The organism is Streptomyces sp. NBC_00554 (genome assembly GCF_041431135.1).
Taxonomy (GTDB): domain Bacteria; phylum Actinomycetota; class Actinomycetes; order Streptomycetales; family Streptomycetaceae; genus Streptomyces.
Window position 1 is genome coordinate 3,429,879 of record NZ_CP107799.1, and the last position, 23,055, is coordinate 3,452,933.

The window sequence follows — 23,055 nt, forward strand, 5'->3', positions numbered from 1 at the left end:
GATCGCGCCCCCGTCACTCGACCACGTGCCGCCCCTCGGGTCGCGCGCTGCACGACGCCCGGAACGCGCAGTGCGTGCAGTGCTGCCCGGTCGTCGGCGAGAACCGCTCGTCGAGGACCTTGCCCGCGGCGGTGGCGAGCAGGTCGCCGACCCACTCGCCCTCCAGTGGCTCCTGCGCCTGCACCTTGGGGAGGGTCTCGCCCCCGTTCTTCTTGGCGGCACCCTGGCGCAGCTGGACGAGTTCGGCGCCGCCCGGTTCGGGGCGGACACCGTCGAAGGCGTCATCGGCGGCGCCCTCGCTGATGGCGAGCTGGTAGACGGCGAGCTGCGGATGGTGTGCCACCTCGGCGGCGGTCGGCGCCTGCTTGCCGGTCTTGAAGTCGACCACGTAGGCGCGGCCTTCGGCATCCGCCTCGACGCGGTCCATGGAGCCGCGGATGCGTACTTCGTAGTCGCCCGCTTCGAGGGTCACGTCGAAGTCGTGCTCACTGGCCACGGGCGTACGCCCGGTGCGGTCCGTCACGTGCCACTTCAGGAAGCGTTCGAGCGCCACGCGCGCGTGCTCCTTCTCCTGCGCGGACTTCCAGGGCGCGTCGAAGGCGAGCGCGTTCCACACGGAATCGAGGCGCTCCATGAGGACGGCCAGGTCTGCCGGGGTGCGTCCGGAGGCGACCTCGTCGGCGAGGACGTGCACCACGTTGCCGAAGCCCTGGGCGGCGGTCGCGGGCGCGTCGGCTTTCACCTCGCGCCCCAGGAACCACTGCAGGGCGCAGGTGTTGGCGAGCTGGTCGAGGGCGCTCCCGGAGAGCACGACGGGCTGATCGCGGTTGCGCAGCGGGATCTTGCTCTCGGTCGGCTCGTACAGGCCCCACCAGCGGTAGGGGTGCGCGGACGGCACCAGGGGGCGGCCGTCCTCGTCACCGAGCGCGGCGAGTTTGGCCAGACGGCGGGCCGCGGCCTCCCTGAGGGTGTCCGAGACGCGCGGATCGACGGTCGTGGCGCGCAGCTCGGCGACCAGCGCGGCGACGGACAGCGGGCGGCGCGGGCGGCCGGCGACGTCCTTGGGTTCGACGCCGAGTTCGGTGAGGAAGCGGGAGGGCTGGTCGCCGTCGTCGGCGGGGGCCTTCACGGCGGTGACGACGAGGCGTTCACGCGCGCGCGTGGCGGCCACGTAGAACAAACGGCGTTCTTCGGAGAGGAGTGCTCCGGGCGTGAGGGGCTCGGCGAGGCCGTCGCGTCCGATGCGGTCGGCCTCCAGCAGGGAGCCGCGGCGGCGCAGGTCGGGCCACAGGCCCTCCTGGACGCCCGCGACGACGACGAGGCGCCACTCCAGGCCCTTGGAGCGGTGCGCGGTCATCAGACGCACGGCGTCGGGGCGTACGACCCTGCGGGTGAGCGTGTCGGCGGCGATGTCCTGGGCCTCGATCTCCTCCAGGAAGTTGAGGGCGCCGCGGCCACCGGTGCGCTCCTCGGCGCGCGTCGCGGTCGCGAACAACGCGCACACGGCGTCGAGGTCGCGGTCCGCGTTCCGCCCGGCCGCGCCACCGCGCCTGGCGGCCCGCTCCAGACGCTGCGGCCACGGTGTGCCCTCCCACAGGTCCCAGAGGGCCTCCTCGGCCGTCCCGCCACCCGCGAGGCGCTCCCGCGCCTTCCGCAGCAGCGCACCGAGACGCTGGGCGCCTCGGGCGTACGCCGGGTCGTGCGCGACCAGCCGCTCCGGCTCGGCCAGCGCGCGGGCGAGCAGTTCGTCGGACGGCGGTGGTACGTGGTTGCCGGCGGCGCGCTCCTCCTCCCGCAGCGCGCGTCCCAGGCGCCGCAGGTCGGCGGCGTCCATGCTCGCGAGGGGCGAGGCGAGCAGGGTGAGCGCGGTCTCGATGTCGAGCCAGGGGGTCTCCGGTTCCGACTCAGCCGAGTCTTGGGCCTCTTGGGCCTCTTCGGGCTCTTGGGCGTCGGCGCTTTCCGCTCCTTCCGCGGGTGCGTCTTCTTGAGCGGGTACCTCCCCTGCGGCGGCGTCCTCAGCGGATACGTCCGTGCCGGCACGGGAGTCCGCGTCCGCACCCAACTCCGCCCGCGCCACCGCCCGCAGCGCGGTCAGCAGCGGCGCCACCGCCGGCTCGTGTCGCAGCGGCAGATCGTCGCCGTCGATGTCGAGCGGCACCCCGGCCGCGGTGAGCGCACGGCGGATCGTCGGAATCGTGCGGGAGCCGGCGCGTACCAGGACGGCCATCTCGCTCCACGGGACGCCGTCCTCCAGGTGGGCGCGGCGCAGGATGTCGGCGATGTTGTCCAGTTCCGTGCCGGTGGTCGGGTACGTGTAGACCTCGGTCCGGCCCCCGTCCCGTACCGGGGACAGCTCGCGGTGGGCCCTGACCTTCTCCGCCGGAAGGCGGGTCAGCGGCATGCGCTGGGTGAGCAGCCGGGTGGCGGCCAGCAGGTCGGCGCCCGAGCGGCGGGACGTCCGGAGGACCTCGACCGGCGCCGGGTGCCCGCCCGCGCGCGGGAACGCGTCGGGGAAGTCCAGGATGCCGTTCACATCTGCGCCCCGGAAGGTGTAGATCGACTGGTCGGGGTCGCCAAAGGCGACAAGGGTGCGGCCACCGCCGGCGAGGGCCCTCAGCAGTCGTACCTGCGCCGGGTCGGTGTCCTGGTACTCGTCCACGTAGACGGCGTCGTACTGCGCGGCCAGGCGTTCGGCGACACCGGGGCGGCCGGCGAGCAGCACGGCGCGGTGGACCAGTTCCGCGTAGTCGAGGACTCCTTGCATGTCGAGAACGTCGAGGTACTCGGCGAGGAAGGCCGCCGCTGCGCCCCAGTCGGGGCGGCCGCTGCGTGAGGCGAAGGCGTCCAGGGCCTCGGGGCTCAGGCCCAGCTCGCGGCTGCGGGCGAGGACCGCGCGGACCTCGTCGGCGAAGCCGCGTGTGGTCAGACAGGCGCGCAGTTCGTCCGGCCAGCGCACATGCGCGAGACCGAGGCGCTCCAGGTCGGGCTGGCCCGCGAGCAGTTCGCGTACCGCCACGTCCTGTTCGGGACCCGACAGCAGCCGCAGGGGTTCCACGAACAGGTCACTGTCCTGGTGGGCACGGACCAGGGCGTAGCAGAAGGAGTGGAAGGTGGTCGCCTGAGGGGCGCGGGCGGCCCCTATGCGCAACGCCATGCGGTCGCGCAGCTCGACGGCCGCCTTCCTGCTGAAGGTGAGCACCAGGACGCGCTCCGGATCGCCGCCCCGTGCGATCCGGGCGGCCACTGACTCGACCAGCGTGGTGGTCTTTCCGGTGCCCGGACCTGCGAGAACGAGCAGTGGGCCGCCCCTGTGGTCAACCACCGAGCGCTGTCCTGCGTCCAGACGAGGGGGATCCACCCGGACCGGCGGGGTACGCACCAGTCGGTACGCGCCGCGGGTCCCCTGTCGCACCTGGGGGTGCGACAGGCGCCTGGTGGAGGAAGAGGAGCTCACGTGGTTCGCCGGTCCTGGTGGTCGTGCTGGTTGGAGGACTGCCGCGCGTTCAGTGCGGTGGCCGCGGGGTGAGAGGGAAGCGCGTCGTCGACGCTACGCCGGAGAGCGCGGTGGAAGCAGGGCTTCCCCTTCTTCCCGGGGGCCTCGTGCGTCCCCCGGTCCTCGAACGTACGGCATGTCACGGGCGTGCCTCGCTTCCCCCGTACGGGCCACAGGTGCCCCCTCCGCCCGTCCGATACCGGAAGCTGTCAGGTGTGACTCTCCGCGCGTTCGCCGCCGTCCCATCGCGCCCGTCTCATGTCGACGCGCGGCAGATGCCCCTCGGAGGCTCTGCTCGCCTCCTTCAGGGGAGTGCCCTCGGTTCGATAGTGGGCCAGCGCCTCGAGTTCGTGGCCCGGGAGCAGCACGCCGTCCGCGCGTATGACACGCCACCAGGGAACCGCTCCTCCGTAGAGGGCCATCACGCGGCCCACCTGTCGAGGCCCGCCCTCCTCCAGCCACTCGGCGACGTCCCCGTACGTCATGACGCGCCCGGGCGGGATCAGCTCGGCGACCTCAAGGACCCGTTCCGCGTACTCCGGCAGGTCGTCCGCCGGAAGGCTCTCCTCGCTCATCCGCCCCATCCTGCCCCACCCCACCGACAGTGTGACGGGGTGACGACCGCGGGTAGCCCTCGCCCCGCGGCGGCGCGTGAGGCAGACTGTGCGCCCCCGCATTTGCACCCTGATGCCCCCGTGTGTCGGTGGGGCATGCCACCATCGTGCGGGCGGTGACCGGTGATACGAGATCAAGAAGAGTCGATGAGGCAGCAGGGCGCACACCCCGAAAACGCGGAGAGCACCTCCGCGGCCTCGTCACGCCCGGACACCGGCGGGTCCGACGAGAAGGACACCGGCGAGGAGACCGCCGAGCCCACCTCCAAGGCCGGCGAAGAGCCCACGACCACGACGGACGACGAGCGCACCACTAAGACGTACGAAAACGAGAAACTGCAGGTCGAGCGGGACACCGACTGCTCGGACGAGGTCCACAACGACGAGGTCGAGGGCGACGAACCGCTGCTCCCCGCGCGCGTGCACCGTCCGTCCGATCTGATGCGCCTCCTGGTCGGGATCCTCGCGATCGCCGTGCTGCTCGCCATCGCCGCGTTCGCGCACGGCACCACATCGGGCCTCGAACAGGACATCAACAAGGGCACGGGCCAGGCACCCGATCTACTGATCAAGATCGCGGGTCTGGCTTCGAGTATCGCGATCCTCCTGGTGCCGGTCGCTTTCGCGATCGAGCGGCTGATCAAACGGGACGGACTGCGCATCGCCGACGGCGTCCTCGCCGCGGTCCTCGCACACGGAGTGACGCTCGCCACCGACCTGTGGGTCGCGCAGGCCGCCCCGAACTCGATCCAGGAAGCACTCACCCAGCCCTCGCCGGGCGACATCCACGCCCTCACCGACCCGGTGCACGGCTATCTCGCGCCGGTCATCGCGTACATGACGGCCGTCGGCATGTCCCGCAGACCGCGCTGGCGGGCGGTGCTGTGGGTGGTGCTGATGCTCGACGCGTTCTCGATGCTGGTCACCGGCTACACGACGCCGTTCTCGATCATCCTGACCGTGCTGATCGGCTGGACCGTCGCGTACGGGACGCTGTACGCGGTCGGCTCGCCGAACGTGCGCCCCACCGGGCGGACCCTGATGGCGGGCCTGCGGCACGTCGGCTTCCACCCGGTGACGGCGGCGCGCGAGGAGGCGCCGGAGTCCGCCGAGAGCGGCGACCGCGGCAGACGCTACTTCGTCACCCTGGAGGACGGCCCACCTCTGGATGTCACGGTGGTCGACCGTGAGCAGCAGGCGCAGGGCTTCTTCTACCGCGCGTGGCGCCGGCTCACGCTGCGCGGCATCACCACACGCCGCAGCCTCCAGTCACTGCGCCAGGCTCTTGAGCAGGAAGCGCTGCTCGCGTACGCGGCCATCGCGGCCGGGGCCAACGCACCCAAGCTGATCGCGACCTCGGAGCTGGGTCCGGACGCCGTGATGCTCGTCTACGAGCACACCGGTGGCCACACCCTCGACTCGCTGCCCGACGAACTCATCACCGACGATCTCCTGCGCGAGACCTGGCATCAGGTGCAGTCGCTGCAGTCCCGGCGCATCGCGCACCGCAGGCTCGCGGGTGACGCGATTCTGGTGGATCGTTCCGGCACGGTGATCCTCACCGATCTGCGCGGCGGCGAGATCGCCGCCGGCGACCTGTTGCTGCGCATGGACATCGCCCAGTTGGTCACCACACTGGGGCTTCGCGTGGGCGCCGAGCGCGCGGTGGCCTCGGCGGTCGGCGTACTCGGCCCGGACACGGTCGCCGACTGTCTGCCGATGCTCCAGCCCATCGCGCTGACGCGCGCCACGCGCGCGACGTTGCGAAAACTCGCCCGGGAGCGCGCACAGCGCGAGCGCGACGCGGTCCTTGAGGCTTCGCGGCAGGACAGGCTCGCCCGCGCCGAGGAGACCAAGGAAGACACCACACCCGTACTGGAAAAGCCCGCCAAGAAGTCCGTACGCGCGGAGCAGCGGGCCGAGAAGCGGGCGATCGACGAGGCGCTGGACGAGGCCCGCGAGGAGGATCTGCTCACCCAGATCCGCCACCAGGTGCTGTTGATCAGGCCCCAGGCACCCGTCGAACCGGTCCGCCTGGAACGCGTCCGGCCGCGCACGCTGCTCAGTTTCATCGCCGGCGCGATCGGCGCGTACTTCCTGCTGACGCAGCTCACCCACATCGAATTCGGCACCCTCTTCGACGACGCCGAGTGGGGCTGGGTCGCCGCGGCGGTGCTGTTCTCGGCGCTGAGCTACTTCGCGGCGGCGATGAGCCTGCTCGGCTTCGTACCCGAGCGAGTGCCCTTCCTGCGCACCGTGGCGGCACAGGTGGCGGGCTCGTTCGTGAAGATCGTGGCACCCGCCGCGGTCGGCGGTGTGGCTCTGAACACGCGCTTCCTGCAACGCTCCGGGGTGCGGCCGGGGCTCGCGGTGGCCAGCGTCGGCGCCTCGCAGCTGTTCGGACTCGGCTGCCACATCTTGATGCTGCTCTCCTTCGGCTACCTGACCGGCACCGAGAAGACACCCTCCCTGTCACCGTCCCGCACGGTCATCGCCGGTCTGCTCACCGTCGCCGTACTGGTTCTCGTGGTGACGTCGGTGCCGTTCCTGCGCAAATTCGTCTCCACGCGCGTGAGGTCGCTGTTCGCGGGCGTCATTCCGCGCATGCTCGACGTGCTGCAGCGGCCGCAGAAGCTGATCACCGGCATCGGCGGCATGCTGCTGCTCACCGCCTGCTTCGTGATGTGCCTGGACGCGTCGATCCGCGCGTTCGGCCACGAGGAGACCCACACCCTCAGCCTCGCCAGCGTGGCCGTGGTCTTCCTCGCCGGTAACGCGCTCGGCTCGGCGGCACCGACCCCCGGCGGCGTCGGCGCGGTCGAGGCGACCCTCACGGTCGGCCTGATCGCCGTAGGCCTCCCGAAGGAGGTCGCGGCGCCCGCCGTGCTCCTGTACCGGCTGCTGACACTGTGGATTCCGGTGCTACCGGGGTGGCTGTTCTTCAACCACCTGACGCGTAAGGGCGCGCTCTAGCCCGGGCACGCAGGGCCGTCTCGCACAGCGGCACGGCGCACCGTAGGGGCCCTTTCGTACGCGGCACAGCGCGTCCTCACCCACACGGCTCGCGCCCCGAGCGTCCCGCCCCGCACGACCGCAGGATGGGGAGCATGCCGAACCCTCCCCCGCTGCGCGCCGCTGCCTTGACCGTCGCTGCCGTCCTGTTGTCCTCCTTGATGACGGGCTGCGGCGATGACTCCAAGGACGAGGATCTGACGGCCCAGAAGCTGAGCTGGAAGGACTGCCCGGCGCCGTCCGCGTCCGAGGGCGGCGGGGATGCTCCCTCACCTCTGCCGGGCGGTTCGAAGTGGAAGTGCGCCACCTTGAAGGCACCCCTCGACTGGGCCGATCCCAAGGGCGACACGATCAAGCTCGCGCTGATCCGGGCCACGACGAGCGGCGACGAGAGCAAGCGCATCGGCTCGCTCGTCTTCAACTTCGGGGGTCCCGGCGGCTCCGGCGTCACCACGCTGCCGGCCTTCGGCGAGGACTACGCGAAACTGCGCACCCGCTATGACCTGGTGAGCTTCGACCCGCGCGGGGTCGGCCGCAGCGCCGGAGTGGAATGCGAGAGCGACGACCAGCTCGACGAGTACTTCCAGCAGGACGCCACCCCGGACGACTCCGCCGAGCAGAAGGAACTGCTGGACAACACCAAGACGTTCAACGCGGCCTGTGAGAAGAACTCCGGCAAGACCCTCCCGCACCTGCGGACCACGGACGCAGCCCGCGACATGGACCTGATGCGTCAGGTGCTCGGCGACGACAAGCTGTACTACTTCGGCATCTCGTACGGCACCGAACTCGGCGGCGTCTACGCACATTTGTTCCCCAAGAACGTGGGACGTGCCGTCTTCGACGCGGTCGTCGACCCGACACAGACCTCAGAGCAGGGCTCTCTCGGCCAGGCCGAGGGCTTCCAGCTCGCGCTCGACAACTTCGCCGACGACTGCACCTCGAAGACCGAGGACTGCCCGATCGGCGACTCCGCGCAGGACGTCAAGGACCGCATCGCCAAGCTGCTCGCCGACCTCGACAGCAAGCCGATCCCCGGCGTCTTCCCGCGGCAGCTCACCCAGACCGCCGCGACCAACGGCATCGCGCAGGCCCTGTACTCGAAGGACTTCTGGGAGTACCTGACGGAGGGACTTGAACAGGCGTACGACGGTGACGGCAAGGTGCTGATGCTGCTGTCGGACTCGATGAACGGGCGCAACCAGAACGGGCAGTACAGCAACATCACCGCGGCGAACATCTCCATCAACTGCGCGGACGACAAACCGCGTTACACCGCCAACTATGTGGAGTCGAAGCTTCCGGAGTTCCGGGCCGCCTCGCCGCTGTTCGGCGACTATCTGGCCTGGGGCATGGTCAGCTGCACCGACTGGGCGGTGGCGGGCGCCGCCGGCCACCCCGACGTGAGCGCTCCTGGCGCGGCGCCCGTCCTCGTGGTCGGCAACACCGGCGACCCGGCGACGCCGTACGAGGGAGCGAAGAAGATGGTGGACGCACTGGGCAAGGGAGTCGGTGTCGAGCTCACGTACAAGGGCCAGGGGCACGGCGCGTACGACAGCGGGAACAAGTGCGTGCAGGACGCGGTGAACGGCTATCTGCTGCAGGGGACCGTGCCGTCGGCCGGGACCGTCTGCTCCTAGAAAGCCGCAGGTCAAACGGTTATCCACAGGCCGCGACGGTCGCGGCTCGACGGCGCCTAATATGGCCTGCATGTGATCCGCGACTTCCGGCGGATCACGGCGAGGGGGGAAGCTCATGACGCGATTCGCACGGTGGACGGCCGCGACCGCCGCCGCGTTGCTGGTGGCCGGCTGCGGCGGAGGCTCGTCCGGCGACGGCGAGAACGAGGGAAAGAACAGCGACAGCCCGTCGGCCGCCGCGCCCTCCTCCGCCACGCCGTCGGGGCTGCCCGCCGCACTCACCTCACAGAAGCTCGACTGGGGCCGTTGCAAGGCCACTTCGGACTCTCCCGCGCCAGGAAACGACTGGCAGTGCGCGACGCTCAAGGTGCCGCTGGACTACGCGAAACCCGACGGCGAGACGATAGGCCTCGCACTGATCCGCTCGAAGGCGAGCGGGGACAAGAGCGACCGCATCGGCTCACTCCTGTTCAACTTCGGCGGCCCCGGCGGATCGGGCGTCTCCACGATGCCTTCGTACGAGAGTGTCGTCGGCCAGCTCCACGATCGGTACGACCTGGTGAGCTGGGACCCGCGCGGGGTCGCCGCCAGTGAAGGCGTGCGCTGCCGCAGCGACAAGGAGATCCAAGCCGCCGAGTCGGTGGACGCCACACCGGACGACGCGGCTGAGGAGACGGCGTACTTCGAGGACGCCGCCGACTTCGGCAAGGGCTGCGAGAAGGCCGCGGGCAAGCTGCTGTCGCACGTCTCGACGACCGACACGGCCCGCGACATGGACCTGATGCGCCAGGTCCTCGGCGACCAGAAGATGCACTACTTCGGTATCTCGTACGGCACCGAACTCGGCGGTGTGTACGCACACTTGTTCCCGAAGAACGTGGGACGCCTGGTGCTGGACGCCGTCGTCGACCCGAGCGCCGACACGGTGGGCCATGCCAAGAACCAGGCCCTGGGCTTCCAGCGCGCCCTGGACAACTACCTCACGTCCACGGGCCAGGACCCCAAGCAGGGTTCCCAGAAGATCGCGGACCTGCTGGAGAGGATCGACGCGAATCCGCTGGCGACCTCTTCCGGACGCAAGCTCACACAGTCGCTGGCGCTCACCGGAATTGTGCTGCCGCTGTACAGCGAGCAGGGCTGGCCGACGCTGACCAGCGCGCTGAACGCGGCCGAGGACGGAGACGGTTCGGAGCTGCTGGCCCTCGCCGACGGCTACAACGACCGTGACTCCTCGGGGAACTACGGCACGACGACCCATTCGCAACGGGTCATATCGTGCTTGGACGACAAGCAGCGGCCGACTCCCGAGGAGACGAAGAAGCAGCTGGCCGAGTTCGAGAAGATCTCGCCCGTCTTCGGCGACTTCCTGGGCTGGGACACGGCGGGCTGGTGCCACGACTGGCCGGTGGCCGGTCAGTTCGACAACCCGGAGGTCAGCGCGCCAGGAGCCGACCCCGTCCTGGTCGTCGGCAACACCGGGGACCCGGCGACGCCGTACGAGGGCGCCCGCAAGATGGCCGACGAACTGGGCAAGGGCGTCGGAGTGGAACTCACCTGGAAGGGCGAGGGCCATGGCGCGTACGGGAGTGGGAGCGACTGCGTCGACTCCACGGTGAACGGCTATCTGCTGAACGGGACGGTGCCGAAGGACGGCAAGGTCTGTTCATGACGATGGCGGGGGTTCCGGGCACCCTCGGCGCCCGGAACCCCCGCCATCGGCGGAGCCACTGCTCAGTACATCGACCGATGCACCGGCCTGTGCATCGGTCAGTACACCGGCTTGTCAGGCTCGATCTGGTGGACCCAGCCGATCACGCCGCCGCCGACGTGCACCGCGTCCGCGAAGCCCGCGGACTTCAGGACCGCGAGGACTTCCGCACTGCGGACACCCGTCTTGCAGTGCAGGACGATCTTCTTGTCCTGCGGGAGAGTCTCCAGGGCGGTGCCCATGAGGAACTCGTTCTTCGGGATCAGCTTGGCGCCGGGGATCGAGACGATCTCGTACTCGTTGATCTCGCGGACGTCGATGATCTCGATGTTCTCGCCGTCGTCGATCCACTCCTTGAGCTGCTTGGGAGTGATCGTCGAGCCGGCGGCCGCCTCCTGGGCCTCCTCGGACACGACGCCGCAGAAGGCCTCGTAGTCGATGAGTTCGGTGACGGTCGGGTTCTCACCGCAGACCGCGCAGTTCGGGTCCTTGCGGACCTTGACCTGGCGGTACTGCATCTCCAGGGCGTCGTAGATCATCAGGCGGCCGACGAGGGGATCGCCGATGCCCGCGAGGAGCTTGATCGCCTCGTTGACCTGGATGGAGCCGATGGACGCGCACAGCACACCCAGGACGCCGCCCTCGGCGCAGGAGGGGACCATGCCCGGCGGCGGGGGCTCCGGGTAGAGGCAGCGGTAGCAGGGGCCGTGCTCGGACCAGAAGACCGAGGCCTGGCCGTCGAAGCGGTAGATCGAACCCCATACGTACGGCTTGTTGAGGAGGACGGCCGCGTCGTTGACCAGGTAGCGGGTCGCGAAGTTGTCCGTGCCGTCGACGATCAGGTCGTACTGGCTGAAGATGTCCATCACGTTCTCGGCTTCGAGCCGCTCTTCGTGGAGGACGACGTTCACGTACGGGTTGATGCCAAGGACGGAGTCGCGGGCCGACTGGGCCTTGGAGCGGCCGATGTCCGCCTGGCTGTGGATGATCTGGCGCTGCAGGTTCGACTCGTCGACCTCGTCGAACTCCACGATGCCGAGCGTGCCCACGCCCGCGGCGGCCAGGTACATCAGCGCCGGCGATCCGAGGCCGCCGGCGCCCACACAGAGCACCTTGGCGTTCTTCAGCCGCTTCTGCCCGTCCATGCCCACATCGGGGATGATCAGGTGGCGGGAGTACCTGCGAACCTCGTCTACGGTGAGCTCAGATGCGGGCTCGACCAGGGGTGGCAGCGACACGGGGACTCCGTTGGTCGGTCAATCACTACAGTTGTTCTCCCCGTAACACTGCCACGCCCTTCTTCATTCCGAGACACCCGTTCCGATCCGCGAGACGATTTCGTCCCAGTAGCCGGGCATGGTCTCCCAGGGGTCGGCGCGGCCACCACGGTCCGTGCGGTCGGTGAAGTAGATCGTCGAGGCTCCCTGCCAGCGGGCGATACGCAGCGCCTCGTCGAGATGGCCGCGCGGTACGCCGTGCACGAAGTGGCAGAAGCGCTCGGGGGGATAGTCGGCGGTCCACTCGGCGACCTGCGACCAGCGGTAGTCGCTCCAGGGGCCGGAGAAGGTCACCAACTGGTCGGCGTTCTCGGCATATCCGGGGTACGGCTGGCTGCCGTGGCCCAGCACGATGTGCGCGCCGTCGAGGAGCGCGCGGAGTGTGGTGACCGTGCGGCGGACCTCGGGGAGCGCGGCGCGCTCGGTGGGGCAGCGGTCCAGGAGGAATCCGTCACACCGGTACCAGTCGAGATACCGGTGTGCATCGGAGACCAGCTCGCCGAGGGTGCGGGCGCCGTACGTGGCGTCCAGGTGTCCGAGGACGCGTACGCCGGCGTTGCGCAGTCGCCCGGCCGCCTCCAGGCAGTGCGGGTCGGGGCGGCTGCCGGGACCGTTGGCCACGTTCAGGACGACCCAGTGCAAGGGGGTGCCGGGGCGGGTGAGTTCGCCCCACTCCACGGGAGCGACGAGGGGGTGTGCATAGCCGGGGATGCCGAAGCCGAGGCCTAAGTCCGTGCTCGCGGTGCCCGTTGCGGTGCTGGTCAGATACGGCATGCCGCCTCCATCCAGATGTCGGCGAGGGATTCCTCGAGGTTGATCCGGGGCCGCCAGCCGAGCCGGTCGCGTGCGGTGCGCACGTCGGCCTGCTGCCAGCTGCCGCAGCCGTCCGGATAGGGGTACGCGACCGGGGCCGCGTGGTCTGGTTCGCTTCGCGGGTGGCCGATGGATGGCCTGACGGGGCTGGGAGGTCCGTCGAGTTCGTGCAGCGCGCCGCCGTAGCCGGCGACGCGGGCGAGGACGGCGGCGGCGTCACGGAGCCGCACGGCTCGGCCCGAGCCGATGTTGATGACGCCCTGGGCGGCGGAGAGCGAGGCGGCGTGGACGGCGCGGGCCACATCGCGTACGTCGATGAAGTCGCGTTGGACGCCGAGTCCGCCGAGTTTGAGTTCTCCGTCGCCGGACTGCATGGCGCGGCGCAGGGCCTCGGCGAGGCGGCCGAGCGGGGATCCGGCCGGGGTGCCTGGCCCCGCGGGTGAGAACACCCGGAGCACGACGGCGTCCAGGCCGGACCCGAGGACGAGTTCGGTGGCGGCGAGCTTGCTCACGCCGTAGGGGCCGCCCGGGCGCGGCACCGCGTCCTCGGCCGTCGAGGAGCCGGGCTGGCTGGGCCCGTACTCGGCGCCGCAGCCGAGTTGCACGAGTCGTGCCCCGCAGCCGCTGCGGCGGAGGGCCTCGCAGACGGTGGCGACGGCGACAGTGTTGTGGCGGGTGAGTTCGCGGGCGCCGCCGCGGGTGGCGCCGGCGCAGTTGACGACGACTCCGGGGTGTACCGCGTCCAGGAAGCGGGTGAGCGCGCCCGGGCTGCCCGAGGCGAGGTCGAACCGTACGTCGGCGTCGTCGCCCCGGCCGAGCGCGGTGAGCTGCACGGCCGGGTCGGCGAGCAGCCTGTCGGCGACGAAGCGGCCGAGGTATCCGTTGGCTCCGATCAGCAGGACCCTCATCGGGCGGCTCCCGGGGCGGATTCTCCGGTTCGGGAGGTGATCATCTGGCGTTCTCCTTCAAGGTGATGCCGTGGGTCGGGGAGAGGGCCCGCGGTGTCGGCCCCGCGGGAGCGATGTGCCCGGGATGGGGGACGACCCCGGGCCGCCGGGCGCGGCTCAGGGAGGTGGGGGACGCCACGAGCCAGGTTTCGGGTCGCGGCGCACGGCACCGATGGCGGTGAGCCGCGGCACGTGTCGGCACGTGAGCCGGGGCTCGGGCGGGGCGCTCGCCGCCCCGTCGGCGGCTCATGCCTCCCCACAAGGCAGGGCGTGGGCCGAGGCCCGGGTCAGCGTGCGGGTGGAGTGGATCAGGAGGACGAGGGTGGCCGCGCCGCACACCAAGGCGGGGACGGCGCCCGGTCCCCAGGCGTCGACGACGGTCTCGACGGGCGCGGACAGGAACGCACAGCCAGGGAGACGGCCCGCGAAGACCGTGGCGAGGGAGGTCGCCTCGGCCGCCCCCGCGGTGGCGAGGACGACGGCCGGGGCGTGGTTGAAGCCGCGTGCCGCGAGCAGCCGGGCGAGCAGGAGCAGCGTGCCGAGGGCACCGGCTCCGGCGTATGCGGCGGGCTCGCCGAGCACCGCCGCGCACAGCGCGAGCAGCCCGCCGAGGGCGCACAGGTAGAGCCCGAACATCCCGAGGAGCAGGGGTTGCACGGAGGCGGCGAACTCCTCGAGACCGCGGCTGGCGGTCAGCCTGCGACGGGCGCGCACGGCGAAGAAGTGGGCGCACCAGGCCGCCGGGGCGCAGGCCAGGGCGAGGGCAAGGACCGGTGCGGTGGCCAGGGGCCAGGGGCCGTCCGGGCCGCCCTCGACACCGGCGCTCAGCAGCCCGTCGCCGAGGAGGGCGTATGCGATCAGCCAGCATGTCCACGCGCGCGTGGCACCCGTCGTGTAGTGAGTGACGCTCAGGGGGCCTCGCCGGAGGGCGACGCGCAGGCCGAGCGCCACGGCGAGGGCGCCGGCCGCGGCGACGGCGAGACGAGGCTGGCCTTCGGTGAGTCGCACCCCGATCACGGTCGCCGCGCACAGGACGCCCGGGAGCAGGGCGAGCGCCGCCCAATCAGGGCGCACGCCGGGGCGCCCAGGGGGCGCGGGACGCTGCGCGGGCTCCCCGTCACGGGACACGCGCGCGTACATCTCCTCGGCGAGCGAGAACACGTCCCGGTGCCGGAACCGCGCGGCGGTCCGGTCGGTCACCCCGTGCGCCTCCAGCCCCGCCGCGATCTCCAGCGGGTCCACGGCCCTCTCACAGAGGTCACGGTGCCGGTGCATCAGGGCTTTCACCGGGTCCGCGGCGCCGCGTCGGCCGCTGGATTTGCGCGGGGCGCCACCTAGACCGTCGCGCGCCCCACCAGGCGTCTCACGCGCCCCCTCAACAGGCTCGCTCGCCTCACCGGCACCCTCACGCACTCCCCCTACACCGGCGCGTGCGCCGTCCACACCCTCGCGCAACGCCCCACCGGAGCCGAAGCCGGAGCCGGACCGGGCCCCGGACCCGGACCCGAAATCGGAGCCGTCGGTCGCCTCCGCCACCGACGCCCCCTCATCCCCGTCAACCCGTTCATCCCCGCCAACCCGTACGCCCATCTCGCCAACCCCCGTCACAAGCCACTCCTCCGACCGCGCGTCCCAGGCGCCGGGGCTGCTCGGGCGCCCCGGCCGGTCCAGTTCTCCGAGTTCGTTCATCACGCGCCCTCCCCGGCGGGGACGGGAACCGTCGCGCGCACCGGTGAGCCCGCCGCCCAGCGCGGGCGGCCCGTGGGCATGAGGCGGGCCTCGGTCCAGCGGCCGGGCACGTGCGCCTCCGCGGGGACTCCGAAGGGAAGCGGCTCCCCGGCCTCGTCCACGAGCACGTGTCGTACCGGCGAGTGCGAGACGATCTCCAGGTAAATGCCGTGAAATGCCGTGATGTTCTGCTCGACGGTGAAGAGTTCGAGGGCGCGTGCGCGGGCGGCCGCCCCGAGGCGCTCACGGCGCTCGGGGTCGCGCAGCAGCGCCACGCACGCCTCGGCGAGCGCCCGCGGATTGCGCGGCGGCACCACGAGCCCCGTACCGCCGATGACCTCGACGACCGCGCCCACGTCCGTGGACACCGTGGCGCGACCGCAGAACATGGCCTCCACGAGACTGATCGGAAAGCCTTCCACCACGCTGGACAGGACGATCACGGCCCCGGAGGCGTATGCCTCCGGGAGGCCGGGGACCTCCGGGCCGCCGATCTCCTCGAAGGACACCGGGTTGTCGCCGACCGCGTGGACGCCCTCCGCCTCGTCGGGGAAGAGCTGCGCGGCCAGGGCCCTGCAGTGGGCCAGGTAGGTCGCGCCGTCCGGTCCGTCGGCGGGCGCCCCGACGATCCGCAGCCGGGTCTTCGGCTCGTCCTTGCGGATCTCCGCGAAGGAGTGCAGCAGCGACATCAGGTCCTTGGCGGGTTCGATGCGGCCGACCCACACCAGGGTGTCCGGGTCCGCGCACCCGGAGCTCTCCGCGCCCTCCCCCACCTCCGCGAAGCGGGAGGCCTCCATGCCGGGGTAGACGGTGCGCAGTTTGGCGCGGTCGGCACCGCACCGCTCCTGCCAGCGGCGGGCGTGCGTGTTGCCGGGCGTGATGAGAGCGGCCGCGCGGTACACCTCGGCGGTGAGCCTGCCGTGGAAAGCGGCGAGCAGCGCCCGTGCCGCGGGAGCGTCCCCTACGGAGGCGGACGCGAGGTAGTGCGCCCGTAGCGGCACGCCGTACTCGGTGACGAGCAGGGGCACTCCGGAGAAGTGCCGTGCGAGGAGGCCGGGCAGGGCCGCCGTACCGCCGGCCGTCGCGTGGCACAGGTCGACGGAGTCGAGCCCGTCGCCCTCGTACCAGTCGAGGGACAGGGGGCGCAGCGCCCGCTCGAAGTGGGCGGCGACCGCCAGCAGATCGGGCACACGCGCGGCGCGCGCAGTACGGAGTGCGCCGGGCGCACGACACGCGCGCTCCAGCGCCCGCACAGCGACCTCGGAGCGAAGTGCCCCGGTCAGTCCACCCTCGTCGCGGGCGAGCTCGGCGAGCTCGTAGAGCGCGCTGCCGAAACGGTCCGCCTCGACTCCGCCGGAAATCCCCGCAGTACCGACGCCCGCGTCGCCGGAAGACACCGAGCCGCGAGCAGCCCCCGCGTCACCGGATGCCCCCGCGCCGACAGCCGCCACTCCCGATCCCGGCCCCTCACACACCGCCGCGGCCAACTCCCCGTACGCCTCCGCGAACCGCCGTCGCGCCCGCCGCCCGTACACCACGCCGTCGTCCTCAGCCATCCAGAGCGGTGCCGTCCGTACTCGGCTGACCTGCGGCGGCAGCTGGATCCAGCCCTCGTCCTCCTGGCGCTCGCTGCGGCTGAGCGCGTAGATGTCGAACTCGTGCTGCCCGAGCCCGCGTACGAGCCGGTCGCACCAGAGCCTGGCGTCACCGCTCACATACGGATAGCCACCCTCCGTAAGCAGTCCGATGCGCACGAGTGCACCCCCGATCTCCCTTGTGGGGAGCCGCCGTTGACCCGGCGGCTCGCAGCGGGACGAACGTATGCGGACATGGCGGTGGCGCGACGGACGGTTGTCCATCACGCCACCAAAAGGGGTGAACGGTCGTAACTTTCCCGCGCAGGCCGCGTTCGATCGCGCTACGGGATCAAGCAGTTACGTTTCGTTAGACCACGGCCAGCGCCCGGCGGGCGGTGCGGCGCCGGGCCGCGGCGTCCGGATCGAGCGCCGGTCCGGCGGCGGGCAGCTGCTTCGCGTACGAGTCCTGCGGGGACTCGTACACCTCGTCGGAACCTCGGTCAACTCCCGGGATACGGCCAGGGGTTGGCCTTGCAGTGGATCCCGTCGTGGTCGAGGAATTTGGTCTGCTGCTGCATGACGGGGGCGAGTTCGCCGTCCTTGTCGCAGGTGACGTGGCTGTAGCCGAGCCGGTGGCCGACCTCGTGGTTGATCAGCATCTGCCGGTACGCCTGCATTTTGTCGCCGTAGGTCTCAGAGCCCTGCGCCCAGCGATACGCGTTGATCATGACGCGCTCAGTCGACGCCGAGTCGCACGACACATTGTCCTCGGTCGTGTCGAGGCCGGACTTGGCGCACCATTCGGCGGTGGTGCCCGGGCTCGCCAGAGTAATCACGAAGTCGGGCTTCCCGGAGGAAATCCGCTCAAAGGTACGTCCGCCGTTGTGGGCCCAACTCCGGTCGTCGTTCAAAGTTTTCTGCACGGCCTGTGCGAAGAGCGCGGCGTCGAGACCGAGCCCCTGTTCCACGTCGACGCGATAGGTGTATTTCTGCCCCTTGCCGGGCGCCTTGTCGAGCCCGAGGACGGCGTCGAACTTCCCCGATCCGTCGAGCGTCGCGCCGAGCGCGTACTTCTCGCCCATCTTCTCGTCGTACGTCAGTGTCTTCGCGCTCGGTGTCACCGACGGGGACGCCGCCCCCGAGGCTGCGAGGGCGCCACGGCCGCCGGCGGTGGACTGCGCGCGTACGCCGGAGTCCTGGCTTGCGTTGTCCTCCCGCCCGGTCACCACCTGTCCGGCCACGACGACGGCGAGCACGGTGGTGACGGCGGCCGCCGCGATCCCGGTGAACGCCCGGCCCTTGCCGCTCTTGCCCTTCTCCGGCTCCTCGGTCTCCGGCAGCGGCTTCTCGTCGACATCCGTGTCCCAGTCGGCGACGGAGGCATAGGGGTCGCTGCGATGCGCTGTGGGGGTGCGGGGCGCGAAGACGTCGTCCTCCTCTCCGAGGCTGCCGCCGAAGGCGTCGACATAGGTCTGCCGGGGTCCCGGCACGGAAGTCTGGCGCTGCGCCGGTATCCGGGGCCCGGGATGCCCGGACGGAGCGCCTGCCAACACACCTTGAGGACCGCCCTGGGGACCACCTTGCGGACCGCCACCCCTCGACTGCCCCCAGGCACCACCGGGCTCACGCTGCTCGGGGTGACCACCACGCACCCGGGGTACACCGTGCGCGGGCGTCCCGTCGGGGAAACGGGGGACGCCGTGCGCCGGAGTCCCGTCAGGGAACCGCGGCACGCCGTGCGCCGGAGTCCCATCCGGAAAGCGAGGCACCCCGTGCGCCGGAGTCCCGTCCGCAAAACGAGGCACCCCATGCGCGGGCGTCCCGTCCGGGAGAAGCGGACCCCCGCGCCCCGGAGCCCCGCCCATCGGAGGCCTCGGACCCAGCGCGCCCGGCACGGAAGCCGGACCGGACCCCCGGCCGACACCCTGCGACGCACCCGCACCCGCACCCGCCCCGGGTGCCGGCACCGGCACCGCAGCCAGCTCGTTCGGATCCCTCTTGTCGACCGTGTCGACCTTGGCGGTCTTCTCGACCTTGTCGGACCGCCCGCGACGGCTATGACGTCCCACGCCCCGCCTCAGCTCCCCGCACCGGTGGAAGCGGCGGAAGGTGACGTCAACTCGCCTGATTCCGTGAGGAGTTCGCGGAAGGCCGTGGCCACCGTGTCCGGGTATTCCATCATCGCGACATGGCCCGCGTCCGGCAGCGTCAGCAGCCGGGAGTCGCGGTAGGCGCGGGCCGCCCGCTGCGCCATGCGGTAGGCGACGAGCTGGTCGCGGCCGCCGTAGACCAGGAGCGTCGGCGCGAGGACCCGCTCGGCCTGGCGCCACAGCCCGTGCTGGCCGCCCAGCGTGTACGCGTTCACGACGCCGCGCGCCGACCGCGCCATGGCGTCCCAGAAGTACGGGAGGGCGAGCCGCCGCTCCATCTCCTCGACCGCCTCGTGGAACCCCTCGGGCGTCACCATGCCGGGATCCCCGTAACAGAGCGCCAGAACCCCGCGTACACGCTGCTCGGCACTCCAGTCCTTGGTGAGCTTGGTGAACAGCCCCGCCACCCCGGGCAGCGCGATCATCACGGTCGGCCACGCGGTGCGCTGCGCCCGGAGCTCGGGCAGCGCGGGCGAGACCAGCGTGAGCGTACGGACGAGATCGGGCCGTACGGCCGCGACACGCGTCGTGACGGCTCCGCCGAGCGAGTTCCCGAAGAGGTGCACGGGCCCGCGCCCGGACGCGTCGAGATAGCGGATGACCGCGCGCGCGTGCCCGGTGACCGAGTAGTCCCCGTCGTCCGGCGGCGGCGAGTCCCCGAAGCCCGGCAGATCGAGGGCCTCACTGTCGACCAGCCCGTCGAGCAGCGGCATCAGCGCCGACCAGTTCTGCGAGGAACCGCCGAGGCCATGGACGTACAACGCGGGCGGCAGCCCCGCACGCACGGGCGGCCTCGACCGCACCGTCAGCGTGATCCCGGGCAGACCCACCGACCGCAGCCGCTCCCCCTCAGCGACCCTGACGGCGCCCACCTTTGGTGTGACAGTGGTGGCCAGCACGGACGGCAGCTCGGTCGAAGACATGCGGCAATGTTACGAGACGATCACGCAGTGGTTCGTGTGTTCGCCGTCACAGATCTGTTCGGCGTCACAGAACAGGTCTGTTGGGCATCGCAAAACAGGTCTGTCGGGCGTCACAAATCGGCGTTCCAAATCTGTTCGCCGTCACGGATCGCGAGCAAATGGCGAACAGATCGCATAGCGCCCCGATCGGGTGTCTCCTAGGCTCGGACGAGGGCACTCGTATCTCGTAGAGGAGCGAATCTCACCAGGAGCGCACCTCGTACAGGGGCGCACGCGCACCACTCGGGAAGAGGAACCATGACAGTCGACCCGGCAGACCCCGAGACCTTCGCGAACGACGACGAACCCGAGGAGCTCGACCCCGAGGCCCCCGAGGCCGACGCGGCCGAACAGCGCAAGGGCCTGGAACCGCAGGAGGACGACGGCCCGCTGACGGTCGGCGACCCCGCAAGCGCGGACGAAGGGGACCTGGCCGAGCAGGCCAGGGTCGTAGAACTCGACGAGGACGACTACCGGTGACGGCCCACCGGTGACGCGACCGTCACCGATGCGCCCACTTCATCCCCGTTTGGCACGGTCCGTGCCGATATCACCAGGCGTCCGGTACGTGAAATTGTGCGCTCGCACCGCGCACACCACGGTTACCGAAAAGTACGATGGCGGCGCGGCGCTCACCGCATGTGGACAATTTTGGGAGGCGGCGTGACAGCCATCGAGCAGACAGAGGCGGCACGCCCGCGGGGCACTCGCCTGCCGCGCCGTGCCCGACGCAACCAGCTCCTCGGCGCCGCCCAGGAAGTATTCGTTGCGCAGGGGTACCACTCGGCCGCCATGGACGACATCGCCGAGCGCGCGGGCGTCAGCAAGCCGGTCCTCTACCAGCACTTCCCGGGCAAGCTCGACCTCTACCTCGCCCTGCTGGACCAGCACTGCGAGTCCCTGCTCCAGTCCGTACGGACGGCACTCGCGTCCACCACGGACAACAAGCTGCGCGTACGGGCGACGATGGACGCCTACTTCGCGTACGTCGAGGACGACGGCGGCGCCTTCCGGCTGGTCTTCGAGTCCGACCTGACGAACGAGCCCGCGGTCCGCGAGCGCGTGGACAAGGTCACGCACGAGTGCGCGGAGGCGATCTGCGAGGTCATCGCGGAGGACACCGGCCTTTCGCGTGACGAGTCGATGCTCCTCGCCTCGGGCCTCGGCGGTCTGGCCCAGGTGGTGGCCAGGTCCTGGCTGCACAGCGACCGCAGCGTCCCGCGCGAGCATGCGGTCCAGCTGCTGGCCTCGCTGGCCTGGCGGGGCATCGCGGGCTTCCCGCTGCACGGCACGGATCACCACTGAGGGTTCGCGCCGGTCACCACCGGCCGTTCATTTGTTCCCGCCCACTGTTCGCTCCTGGCGTTCTTGGGCGGAGCGTGCACGTCCCCTCACCGGGCTAATGTGTGCTGCGTACGGCGCGGACACACGCGCACATCACTGACCGTCGGAGGGACAAAGCCGTGGAGGTCAAGATCGGCGTGCAGCACGCGCCCCGCGAGATCGTTCTGGAGAGCGGTCAGACCCCGGAAGAGGTCGAGCGCGCGGTGTCCGAAGCGCTGGCCGGCAAGTCGCAGCTGCTGAGCCTCGTGGACGACCACGGCCGCAAGGTCCTGGTTCCGGCCGACCGCCTCGCGTACGTGGAGCTCGGCGAGCCCACCCAGCGCAAGGTGGGATTCAGCGCGCTGTAGTTCGGGCGAGCAGACGAGAAGGGGGCCCGGTGGCACTGCCACCGGGCCCCCTTTCGTACGTGATCGCGCACGCGGCCACCCGCGCACTCGCGTAGGTGGCCGGATACCGCGCTCAACGCAGATGTTCACCACAGATGGAGCACAGATCCACCACAGAGGAGGGTTGTATTCCGCACGTCAGGGGTAGGACCGGCTACGACCGAATTGCACCGGCCGTGCGGGAGGGACCCCCACCATGCTCTTGGAAACGCTCGGCTCCGCGATGCTCGGTCTGGCACTGGCATGGGCGGCCGTGTACCGCCTGCCGCACCGTCTCCCGAGCCGCACGCTGGTCCTGCCGACCGGCGTCGCCGGAGCCCTGTTCGGCGCCTTCCTGACGCACACCGCGCTGGGCGCCGGCCACCTGCTCGTGATCCTCCTGGGCGCGGTTGCCGTCTCCACGGCGTCACTGTCCCTGCTGCTGCGCCCGGCGGAAAGTTTTCGCCGCCACTCGGCGACGGCGTAACCAGGGATTCTGATCCCGGGGACGAAGGCGCCCTGTAAGGGGCGCGGGGAACTGCGCGCTCAGCCCCCCACAACCCCCACTTACCGATCCGCCTGCGGGAGCATCACGCCGCCAAGCCCAGCGCAGCCATCCGCTTCGTGTGCGCCTCGGTGATCCGCGAGAACATCCGTCCGACCTCCGCGAGGTCGAACCCGTCCGCGACGCCGCCCACGAGCATGGTCGACAGTGCGTCGCGCTCGGCGACCACCCGCTGCGACTGGGACAGGGCCTCGCCCATCAGCCGTCGCGCCCACAGCGCGAGCCGCCCGCCCACCCGCGGGTCCGCGTCGATGGCGGCGCGCACCTTCTCGATGGCGAAGCTCGCGTGCCCGGTGTCGTCGAGTACGCCGAGCACGAGGCTGCGGGTGTCCGAGTCGAGCCGGGCGGCGACCTCGCGGTAGAAGTCACTGGCGATCGAGTCGCCGACGTACGCCTTGACGAGCCCTTCCAGCCAGTCGGAGGGCGCGGTCTGCCGGTGGAAGCCGTCGAGCGCGGCGACGAACGGCTCCATCGCCTGCGTCGGCTCCGCGCCGACCGCCGAGAGCCGGTCCCGCAACTGCTCGAAGTGGTGGAACTCGGCCGACGCCATCTTCGCCAGCTCCGCCTTGTCGCTCAGCGTGGGCGCCAGCTTGGCGTCCTCCGCGAGCCGCTCGAACGCCGCCAGCTCGCCGTACGCGAGCGCTCCGAGCAGGTCCACGACCGCGGCGCGGTACTGGGGGTCGGCGGAGGCCGTGTCCCAGCCCTGCGCGGCGACTCCGGTGGCCGCGGGAGCGGTGTCGTCCGTGGCCTCGGCGGGTTTGTCAGCGGCTTTGTCGGGCGTCGTCATGAAGCGCACAATAGCCCGCTGACAGCAACACGGAAGTCCCTGGTCAATCAGTGTGACGACCACTACGTGACCA

General features: G+C 71.0%; 17 protein-coding genes. 7 read left to right on the top strand and 10 right to left on the bottom strand.

Going from position 1 to position 23,055, the window contains the following annotated elements; genetic code table 11:
• Positions 1-13: 13 nt before the first annotated feature.
• Both OG266_RS14725 and OG266_RS14730 read right to left on the bottom strand, forming a co-directional pair.
• On the bottom strand, positions 14-3,454 hold the full coding sequence (locus OG266_RS14725) for an ATP-dependent helicase (RefSeq protein WP_371546053.1): 3,441 nt from the start codon (positions 3,452-3,454) through the stop codon (positions 14-16).
• A gap of 248 nt (positions 3,455-3,702) precedes the next feature.
• Positions 3,703-4,068 carry an MGMT family protein gene (locus OG266_RS14730; protein ID WP_323178272.1) on the bottom strand — a complete coding sequence of 122 codons (366 nt, stop codon included), beginning with the start codon at positions 4,066-4,068 and terminating at the stop codon, positions 3,703-3,705.
• Between the two features lie 186 nt (positions 4,069-4,254).
• Between OG266_RS14730 and OG266_RS14735 the strand changes: the two genes are divergently transcribed.
• The 3 genes from OG266_RS14735 to OG266_RS14745 all read left to right on the top strand — a co-directional run bounded on the left by OG266_RS14735 (position 4,255) and on the right by OG266_RS14745 (position 10,428).
• On the top strand, positions 4,255-7,080 hold the full coding sequence (locus tag OG266_RS14735) for a lysylphosphatidylglycerol synthase domain-containing protein (RefSeq protein ID WP_371546056.1): 2,826 nt from the start codon (positions 4,255-4,257) through the stop codon (positions 7,078-7,080).
• 134 nt (positions 7,081-7,214) lie between these two features.
• Entirely contained in the window at positions 7,215-8,759 is a 1,545-nt protein-coding gene (locus OG266_RS14740; protein WP_371546058.1) for an alpha/beta hydrolase, read from the top strand.
• Positions 8,760-8,874: 115 nt separating this feature from the next.
• Positions 8,875-10,428: an alpha/beta hydrolase gene (locus OG266_RS14745; protein WP_371546060.1), complete on the top strand. Its 1,554-nt coding sequence runs from the start codon at positions 8,875-8,877 to the stop codon at positions 10,426-10,428.
• Between the two features lie 98 nt (positions 10,429-10,526).
• Here the strand turns inward: OG266_RS14745 and moeZ are convergent, their stop codons facing one another.
• From moeZ to OG266_RS14780, 7 genes are all read right to left on the bottom strand, one after another.
• Positions 10,527-11,705, bottom strand: coding sequence for an adenylyltransferase/sulfurtransferase MoeZ (gene moeZ / locus OG266_RS14750; protein WP_266454646.1), 1,179 nt, complete (start codon positions 11,703-11,705; stop codon positions 10,527-10,529).
• Between the two features lie 63 nt (positions 11,706-11,768).
• A complete protein-coding gene (locus OG266_RS14755) occupies positions 11,769-12,518 on the bottom strand; it encodes a spherulation-specific family 4 protein (RefSeq protein WP_329545644.1) in 750 nt (249 codons plus the stop codon).
• Entirely contained in the window at positions 12,506-13,465 is a 960-nt protein-coding gene (locus OG266_RS14760) for an NAD-dependent epimerase/dehydratase family protein (RefSeq protein ID WP_371546064.1), read from the bottom strand. The genes OG266_RS14755 and OG266_RS14760 overlap by 13 nt, the downstream gene beginning before the upstream one ends.
• A gap of 285 nt (positions 13,466-13,750) precedes the next feature.
• On the bottom strand, positions 13,751-15,193 hold the full coding sequence (locus OG266_RS14765; protein ID WP_371546066.1) for a hypothetical protein: 1,443 nt from the start codon (positions 15,191-15,193) through the stop codon (positions 13,751-13,753).
• Entirely contained in the window at positions 15,193-16,986 is a 1,794-nt protein-coding gene (locus OG266_RS14770; protein WP_371546068.1) for a DUF3492 domain-containing protein, read from the bottom strand. The genes OG266_RS14765 and OG266_RS14770 overlap by 1 nt, the downstream gene beginning before the upstream one ends.
• Before the next feature lie 323 nt (positions 16,987-17,309).
• Complete coding sequence (locus OG266_RS14775; RefSeq protein ID WP_371546070.1) at positions 17,310-18,878, bottom strand: DUF3152 domain-containing protein; 1,569 nt, start codon at positions 18,876-18,878, stop codon at positions 17,310-17,312.
• An 8-nt stretch (positions 18,879-18,886) separates the two neighbouring features.
• On the bottom strand, positions 18,887-19,882 hold the full coding sequence (locus OG266_RS14780; RefSeq protein WP_371546072.1) for an alpha/beta fold hydrolase: 996 nt from the start codon (positions 19,880-19,882) through the stop codon (positions 18,887-18,889).
• Between the two features lie 297 nt (positions 19,883-20,179).
• Here OG266_RS14780 and OG266_RS14785 point away from each other — a divergent pair, with 297 nt between their 5' ends.
• From OG266_RS14785 to OG266_RS14800, 4 genes are all read left to right on the top strand, one after another.
• Positions 20,180-20,401: a hypothetical protein gene (locus tag OG266_RS14785; RefSeq protein ID WP_266454664.1), complete on the top strand. Its 222-nt coding sequence runs from the start codon at positions 20,180-20,182 to the stop codon at positions 20,399-20,401.
• A 183-nt stretch (positions 20,402-20,584) separates the two neighbouring features.
• Positions 20,585-21,226: a TetR/AcrR family transcriptional regulator gene (locus tag OG266_RS14790; protein ID WP_266454671.1), complete on the top strand. Its 642-nt coding sequence runs from the start codon at positions 20,585-20,587 to the stop codon at positions 21,224-21,226.
• Between the two features lie 158 nt (positions 21,227-21,384).
• On the top strand, positions 21,385-21,612 hold the full coding sequence (locus tag OG266_RS14795) for a DUF3107 domain-containing protein (RefSeq protein WP_028801993.1): 228 nt from the start codon (positions 21,385-21,387) through the stop codon (positions 21,610-21,612).
• A 235-nt stretch (positions 21,613-21,847) separates the two neighbouring features.
• Positions 21,848-22,117, top strand: coding sequence for a hypothetical protein (locus tag OG266_RS14800; RefSeq protein ID WP_329545649.1), 270 nt, complete (start codon positions 21,848-21,850; stop codon positions 22,115-22,117).
• A 103-nt stretch (positions 22,118-22,220) separates the two neighbouring features.
• Here OG266_RS14800 and OG266_RS14805 read toward each other — a convergent pair whose 3' ends face one another.
• On the bottom strand, positions 22,221-22,982 hold the full coding sequence (locus tag OG266_RS14805) for a ferritin-like fold-containing protein (protein ID WP_266454677.1): 762 nt from the start codon (positions 22,980-22,982) through the stop codon (positions 22,221-22,223).
• Positions 22,983-23,055 lie beyond the last annotated feature (73 nt).

Coding starts and splice junctions, on each gene's coding strand:
- OG266_RS14735 (WP_371546056.1), top strand. CDS start 4,255: ATGAGGCAGCAGGGCGCACACCCCGAAAACGCGGAGAGCACCTCCGCG.
- OG266_RS14765 (WP_371546066.1), bottom strand. CDS start 15,193: ATGAACGAACTCGGAGAACTGGACCGGCCGGGGCGCCCGAGCAGCCCC.
- OG266_RS14730 (WP_323178272.1), bottom strand. CDS start 4,068: ATGAGCGAGGAGAGCCTTCCGGCGGACGACCTGCCGGAGTACGCGGAA.
- OG266_RS14780 (WP_371546072.1), bottom strand. CDS start 19,882: ATGTCTTCGACCGAGCTGCCGTCCGTGCTGGCCACCACTGTCACACCA.
- OG266_RS14745 (WP_371546060.1), top strand. CDS start 8,875: ATGACGCGATTCGCACGGTGGACGGCCGCGACCGCCGCCGCGTTGCTG.
- OG266_RS14760 (WP_371546064.1), bottom strand. CDS start 13,465: ATGAGGGTCCTGCTGATCGGAGCCAACGGATACCTCGGCCGCTTCGTC.
- OG266_RS14800 (WP_329545649.1), top strand. CDS start 21,848: ATGCTCTTGGAAACGCTCGGCTCCGCGATGCTCGGTCTGGCACTGGCA.
- OG266_RS14755 (WP_329545644.1), bottom strand. CDS start 12,518: ATGCCGTATCTGACCAGCACCGCAACGGGCACCGCGAGCACGGACTTA.
- OG266_RS14805 (WP_266454677.1), bottom strand. CDS start 22,982: ATGACGACGCCCGACAAAGCCGCTGACAAACCCGCCGAGGCCACGGAC.
- OG266_RS14785 (WP_266454664.1), top strand. CDS start 20,180: ATGACAGTCGACCCGGCAGACCCCGAGACCTTCGCGAACGACGACGAA.
- OG266_RS14740 (WP_371546058.1), top strand. CDS start 7,215: ATGCCGAACCCTCCCCCGCTGCGCGCCGCTGCCTTGACCGTCGCTGCC.